5 protein-coding genes are annotated in these 7,157 nt (G+C 67.6%); all 5 read right to left on the bottom strand.

What is annotated here, in order from left to right:
• Positions 1 to 126: 126 nt before the first annotated feature.
• Entirely contained in the window at positions 127 to 462 is a 336-nt protein-coding gene (locus DTS01S_RS27485; RefSeq protein ID WP_016450797.1) for a P-II family nitrogen regulator, read from the bottom strand.
• A 16-nt stretch (positions 463 to 478) separates the two neighbouring features.
• Positions 479 to 3,568 carry an efflux RND transporter permease subunit gene (locus DTS01S_RS27480; RefSeq protein ID WP_061289808.1) on the bottom strand — a complete coding sequence of 1,030 codons (3,090 nt, stop codon included), beginning with the start codon at positions 3,566 to 3,568 and terminating at the stop codon, positions 479 to 481.
• Between the two features lie 4 nt (positions 3,569 to 3,572).
• Complete coding sequence (locus DTS01S_RS27475; protein ID WP_016450795.1) at positions 3,573 to 4,790, bottom strand: efflux RND transporter periplasmic adaptor subunit; 1,218 nt, start codon at positions 4,788 to 4,790, stop codon at positions 3,573 to 3,575.
• Positions 4,791 to 4,828: 38 nt separating this feature from the next.
• Positions 4,829 to 6,283: a TolC family protein gene (locus tag DTS01S_RS27470; protein ID WP_016451428.1), complete on the bottom strand. Its 1,455-nt coding sequence runs from the start codon at positions 6,281 to 6,283 to the stop codon at positions 4,829 to 4,831.
• A gap of 226 nt (positions 6,284 to 6,509) precedes the next feature.
• Positions 6,510 to 6,878, bottom strand: coding sequence for a hypothetical protein (locus DTS01S_RS27465; protein WP_017407525.1), 369 nt, complete (start codon positions 6,876 to 6,878; stop codon positions 6,510 to 6,512).
• Positions 6,879 to 7,157: the final 279 nt, after the last annotated feature.

Raw genomic sequence — 7,157 nt, 5'->3', positions numbered from 1 at the left:
TTGCTGCAACGTTGCACTGCTTCGTTGCTGCGATTCAAAAATTGTAGCACAGCGTTTTTGGGGCAATTCCGGAATGCATGACTTTTTTATGTCGTCCTGCATTCCGGCGCCCTGCTGCAGCCCGGGTCAGGCCAGGCTTTGCCCGTCGCGTATGCGGTGGATCTCGGCGATGTCCACCACCCAGACCAGGCCGTCGCCGACCTGGCCCGAGTGACAGGCCGAGGTGATGGCCGCGCGGATGGGCTCGACCATGGATGCCTCGGCCAGCACGCAGACCATGATCTTGTCGGAAAAGTCGGTCAACTCCTCCTTCACGCTGCGCTTGTCGATGGCGGCCGGGGCCGTGAAGCCCTCGGCACGGAACAGCGTCACGCCGGGGAAGTTGGGAATGGCGCGCAGCGCGTCGCGCAGGCGCTCCAGGCGGCTGGGGCGCACGATGGCCCGGATTTCCTTCATGGTCATTGCAGTGTCTCCTTCATCAGGCTTCCAGCGGTTTTTCGTCAAACCAGCGGTACAGGGTCGGCAACACCACCAGGGTGAGCAGGGTGGACGAGATCAGGCCACCGATCACCACGATGGCCAGCGGGCGTTGCACCTCCGAGCCGGGGCCGGTGGCGAACAGGAAGGGCACCAGGCCCAGCAGCGCGACGGTGGCCGTCATCATCACGGGGCGGAAGCGCTGCACGCAGCCTTCGCGCACGGCCTCGGCCACGTTCATGCCATCTTCGCGCAGCTTGCGGATGCAGGAGACCAGCACCACGCCGTTGAGCACCGCAATGCCCCACAGCGCGATGAAGCCCACCGATGCCGGCACGCTCACGTATTCGCCCGTGACGAACAGGCCTATCAGTCCCCCGATGGAGGCGAAGGGCAGCACCAGGATGATCAGCCCGGCCAGCTTGACCGAGTTGAACAGCAGGAACAGCAGGAAGAAGATGGCCACGATGGTCAGCGGCACGATGATCTGCAGCGTGCCCATGGCGCGCTCCATGTTCTCGAACTGGCCACCGTACTTGAAGTAGTAGCCATCGGGCAACTGCACTTCACTGTCGATGCGCTGCTGCACTTCGGTCACGAAGCCGCCCAGGTCGCGCCCTTCCACGTTGGCTCCCACCACCACGCGGCGCTTGCCGCCTTCGCGGCTGATCTGCGCGGGGCCGTCCACCAGCTCGATGCGGGCCACGCTGCTCAGCGGCACCTGGGCGCCCGTGGCCGTGGTCAGCAAGGTGGCGCCGATGGCGGCGGGCGAGCCGCGGAACGGCTCGGGGAAGCGAACCACCACGTTGTAGCGGCGCTCGCCCTCGTAGACCGTGGTCACTTCCTTGCCGCCGATGGCCGACTCGATCACGCCCTGCACGTCGGTGACGTTCAGGCCGTGGCGGGCGATCGCCTTGCGGTCGATATCCACGGTCAGAGCCTGCTGGCCTGACAGGCGCTCGACGCGGATGTCCGTGCTGCCCGGCACGCTCTTGAGGATGCGTGCGACCTGCTCGGACACGTCGCGCAGCTCGCTCAGCTCGTCCCCGAAGACCTTGATGGCCAGTTGCGAGCGCACGCCCGTGACCATTTCGTCCACGCGCTCGGAGATCGGCTGGGACAGCACGATCTGCACGCCCGGGATCGAGGACAGGCGCTGGCGGATGTCTTCGTCGATCTCATCCTGGGTGCGGTCGGACTCGGGGTCCAGCAGCACGATGGGGTCGGACTCGTTGGGGCCTGCGGGATCAGCCGGCGATTCGCCGCGTCCGAGCTTGGAGACCACGCTGAGCACGCCGGGCACTTCGGCCACGGACTTCATCGCCGCCATTTCCATGCGGATGGACTCGTCCAGCGAGATGCTGGGCACGCGGTTGATCTGCGGCGTCAGCGCCCCCTCCTTCATGGTGGGCATGAAGGACTTGCCCAGCAGCGGGAACAGTCCCAGCGAGCCCAGCAGCAGCGCCACGGCCACGGCCAGCGTGGCGCGGTTGCGCGCGGTGGCCAGGTCCAGCAGGCGCAGGTAGTAGCGCTTGAGGAAGGCGATCAGGCGCGTGTCATGGTCCGCGCCGCCCTTGAGGAAGTACGAGCACAGCACGGGCGACAGGAACAGCGACACGGCCAGCGAGACGGCCAGCGAGATCGCGATGGTCAGCGCCAGCGGGCCGAACATCTTGCCTTCGATGCCTTGCAGCGTCATCAGCGGCAGGAACACCAGGATGATGATGGCGATGCCGAAGATGGTGGGCGTGGCCACCTCGGTGGTGGCCGACAGCACGGTGCGCACGCGTGCGCCCATGCTGTCGCCGGCCTGGCCGAGCTTGTGGAACACGTTCTCCACCACCACCACGGTGGCATCGACCATGAGGCCGATGGCGATCGCCAGCCCCCCCAGCGACATGAGGTTGGCCGAGATGCCCCAGCGGTTCATCATGATGAAGGTGGTCAGCGGCGTGATGATCAGCGTGGCCACCACGATCAGGCTGGAGCGCACGTCACCCAGGAAGATGAAGAGCACCACGACCACGAGCAGGATGCCCTCGATCAGCACCTTGCCCACGGTCCACAGCGCCGAGTCGACCAGGTCGGTACGGTCGTAGTAGGGAACGATCTGCAGGCCGCCGGGGAGCATGCCCTTGGAGTTGATCTCCTGCACGCGCTCCTTCACGCGGGTGACCACCTCCTTGGCATTGCCGCCGCGCATCATCAGCACGATGCCGGAGACGCCTTCGGTATAGCCGCCCTTGATGATGGCGCCCTGGCGCACTTCCTGGCCCAGCTGGACTTCGGCCACATCGCGCACGAAGACCGGCACGCCGCCTTCCTGCTTGAGAACGATGTTGCCGATGTCATCCAGCGACTGGACCAGGCCCACGGCGCGGATCAGGTACTGCTCGGTGACCTGGGGCAGGATGCCGCCGCTGGCATTGGCGTTGTTGTCGGCGATGGCCTGGACCACATGGCGCACGGACAGGCCGTAGTGGCGCAGCCGGCCGGGATCGACCTCCACCTGGTACTGCTTGACGTAGCCGCCCTGCGAGTTGATTTCGGCCACGCCGGGAATGGAGCGCAGCAGCGGGCGCGCCACCCAGTCCTGGATAGTGCGGCGCTCGGTCAGCTCCTCGGGCGTGAGGGCCCGCTTGCCGTCGTCGGGATGGTCCAGCGTGTACTGGTAGACCTCGCCCAGGCCCGTGGACACCGGCCCCAGCACGGGGATGATGCCTGCGGGCATGCGCGGCGTGACCTCCATCAGCCGCTCGGTGACGAGCTGGCGTGCAAAGTACACGTCGGTGGCATCGGTGAAGACCAGGGTGATGATGGACAGGCCGCTCTTGTTGAGCGAGCGCATCTCCACCAGGCCCGGCATGCCGGTCATGGCGATTTCCAGCGGCACGGTCACGAAGCGCTCGATTTCCTCGGGCGAACGGCCTGGCGCCTCGGTGGCCACCTGAACCTGGACGTTGGTCACGTCAGGAAAGGCATCCACCGACAGATTCATGGCGGCGCGCAGGCCGAAGCCGCACAGCACCAGCGAGAGCACGATCACGATGAGCCGCTGGCTCAGTGCGGCCCGGATCATGGAAGCGATCATGGGCTTACTCCAGCTCTGCGCGCTTGCGCTCGTTGTTCAGGTGGAAGGCACCCGTGGTAACGATGACCGTGCCATCGGCCACGCCCTTGTTCACGGGGCGCATGCCGCCGCTGGCGGTGCCCAGCTCGACGGGCGTGAGGCGGTAGTGGTTCTCGCCCTTCTTGACGAAGACATGGTCGCGGTCGTTCTCGCGCACCACGGCCTCGGCCGGCACGGCCAGCAGCTGGCGCACCTCGCCCTGGATGCGCATGGTGGCCAGCATCTGGGGCTTGAGGTCGCGCTCGGGGTTGTCCACCTGGGTGCGGATGGTGACGGTGCGGGTCTCGGGCGTCACGGTGTCGCCCACATGCACGATTTGGCCGGACAGCACGCGCTCGCCCAGGGCGGGCACGGCGATCTCCACGGCCTGGCCGGCACGCACGCCGCTGGCCATCTGCTCGGGGATCGCGCCCACCACCCAGACGCTGCTCAGGTCGGCCACGGTGAACAGCGGATCGCCGGGCTGGGTCACCTGGCCGGAGCTGACCTTGCGCTCGATCACCACGCCGGCCCCTGTGGACAGCACGGCCGCATGCGACTGCAGCGTGCCCTTGTCGCGCAGCTGGGCGATGGCGCTGTCGGGAATGCCGATCAGGCGCAACTGGTCGCCGGCAGCGCGCTGCTCGGCGCGCGCAATCGACAGCTCGGACTCGCGGCGCTGCAGCTCGGCCGAGCCGATGACATCGGCGGCTATCAGCTGGCGCGCGCGCTCCACGCCGCGCTCGGCCAGCGTGGCGGCGGAGTGTGCACGCAGATAGGCCAGCTGGGCGGTGGTCAGCTCGGGGCTGGCCACGCGGGCCAGCACCTGGCCCGCGCGCACGCGGTCGCCCACTTCGACCAGCACTTCGGTCACGCGTCCCGTGGCGGCCGCGCCAATGCGGGTGACCTGGCGCTCATTGGCCTCGATGCGGCCGGACACCTCCTGCAGCAGCGCGATCTGCGCCTGCGCCACGGGCTTGACGGCGAAGTTGGGCGCCATCTCGGCGGTGACGCGGACCTCCATCGGGTCCTGCTCCTGCGCAGCGGCCGCTGCGGGCGCCGCCTTGGCTTCGGCCTCTTCGTTCTTGCCGCAGGCGCTCAGCGCCAGCGTTGCGGCCAGCAGGCCGGCCAGGGCCAGGGAGTTCACCAAGGTGCTGCTGCCTGCGCGGGCGGCGATGGGTTGCGGATGCATATTCAAGGACATGTTCGTTTCTGATTTCGGGTGTGAGGCAGGGGCGCGCTTCACAGCGCGGACGGATCGTCGTAGCGGCCCGCCAGGTATTCGAGCTGTATGCGCGCCGCCTGCAGCTGGTAGCGCGCGTCGAGCAGGTCTGCACGGATGGAGCGCAGCACGCGCTGCGCATCGAGCACATCGAGAATGCCGCGCTCGCCGAAGCGGTAGGCGGCCTCGGCCACGCGCAGGGCCGACTCGGCCTCGCGCACCGAACCCTGGCTCAGTGCCTGGGTGCGCAGTCGCGCCATCTCCAGCTCCTTCCAGGCCTGCAGCGTCTGCTGGCGCAGCTCGATCTGCCGGCCTTCCAGCTGCAGACGCGCGCGCTCCAGCTCGGAGGCCGCCTCGTCGATGGGGCCGCGGTGCTGGTCGAGCAAGGGGATCTGGATGCTCACGCCCACCGTGTTCAGGCGCACATCGGGCTCGCGCGTCTGGCCGTAGCGCAGCTCCACGCCCGGCCAGCGCGAGGCCTTGGCACCGTCAAGCCGCGCCTGGGCACGCTCGACCTCCGCCTTGAGCTGGCGCAGTTCGGGATGCTCCATGGGATCGATCTCGCCCATGTCCTCGATGCGCAGCGGATCCTCCAGCGACACATCCAGGCGGAAGCGCACGGGCAGCTGGCCTGCGGCCAGGCGGCCCAGCGCCAGCTGCGCCTGCTCGGCACGCAGCCTTGCGGTCTGCTCCTGCTGGCGCGCCTGGATGATTTCGGCATCGGCCTTGATGATTTCGTAGCGGGCCGCCTCGCCGCTGTCCACGCGGACGCGGACGCGCTCATGGGCCTGCTCCAGAAGGCGCACCGCCTCCTTGGCGGCCTCGACCTCCGCCTCGCGCAGCACCATTTCGTAGGCGCGCAGCCGCACCTGGGCCACCAGCGCATTGCGCGTGGTCGCCACGAAGTGCACCGAGCCCTGCTCGCCTGCCCTCGCGGCCTCCACGCGCGCACCGCGCACGGCGGGGTTCTCGATGGGCAAGGCCACGGCCCAGCCCTGCACCGTGCCGGCTGCCGCGCCCGGAACGCGGGCGCTGTTGCGGCCCTGGTTCCATTCGAGCTTGGGATTGGGCAGCGCCGAGGCGCTGACCACGCCTGCGCGCGCCGTGGTCCGGGACTGCTCGACAGCGCGCAGATCGGGGTTGTGGTCCAGCACGGCGCGAACGACCTCGTTCAGGCTCAGCTGGGGCAGGCGCTGTGCGGCGGCCGAAGCCACCGAAGGCGCCTCTGCGGCCGAACCGGCCTTCGGCACGATCGGCGTACGGGACGCCGCGGCCTCGGCGGCCTCGGCGGCGGCCGGAGCCGCCTGCGTCAGGGGCGCCTGGGACGCCTGGGGCTTGCCAGGGGGATGGGCCTGCGCCGAAGCGCCAGCACCCCAGCCCACCAGCAGGCTGCAGATCGCGCCTTGCAGGACCTTGCGCGAACAGGATGGAAAACGGGCGGGGGCCATTCCCGCCAATACCGTTGGATTCACCATGGCATGCATCTGCCGCAAAGCGACAGTCGAGGGGTTGAGTAAGAGATGGGCCCTTCCCTGCGGACCACGCGGGAACGGGCATGGCCGCGCCGTGCGCAGTCAGCGCGCGGACGACGGCATGGCGTGCACGCCAGCAAGGCGCGCACGAGCAGTGATCAGGCAGTGGGATGCGTCAGCCGACAAGGGGCGCAAGGGGCACAAGGCATGCCTGCGCCGCAATATGCGGTCAGCCGAGCAGGGAAGGTCTTGGAGGGCGCAGCAGCTGGCCCGGGGCGGGCGACAGGTGCGCCTGGGAATAGGTCGAAGGCGGGGCCCACAGCGACACCACCTGCACGGCGATGGGCTCGGGCGGCCAGTACATCTCGGCGGAACGGTCCTCGCCGCAGGCCAGCAGGGCCAGCAGCTGGCGCTTGTTGCCGCTGTGTGCCGTCAGCTCGGCAAACTCGGTCTCGTCGTCTTCCTCCACTTCCGCGAGTTCCTCGAGGAATTCCTCATCGATGGTCACGACGGGATGGTGCGCCAGCAGGCCATCGCCTTCCAGTCCATCGGAAGATGCCGAAGCTGCCACCTGCCCGCAGAAGATGGACAACAGCATCAGCAACGAAAAGACAAACGATGGCGCAAGGCGCATGGAGCGGGGCAGACGAGTCGGTGAAAGATGGACGCCCTGCAAACAGGACACCGTCTATTGTTACGAATGTTGAGGGAAAGTTCCGGGTTTGCCCTTAAAAAATCTGGACAATAGATCGTGTTTTGTGCACAAAGGCTTTCCATGTGAAGAAGTCACACCAAAAACCGCAACAACCAGAAACAAAAAAGCCACCTTGCGGTGGCTTCTTGTCTGCGCAAACACGAGGGTCTGCACAAGGAATCT

Source organism: Delftia tsuruhatensis NBRC 16741 (assembly GCF_001571325.1).
Classification (GTDB): domain Bacteria; phylum Pseudomonadota; class Gammaproteobacteria; order Burkholderiales; family Burkholderiaceae_C; genus Comamonas; species Comamonas tsuruhatensis.
Note: the sequence above shows the minus strand (reverse complement) of the source record. Positions and strands in the feature narration are given on the sequence as shown.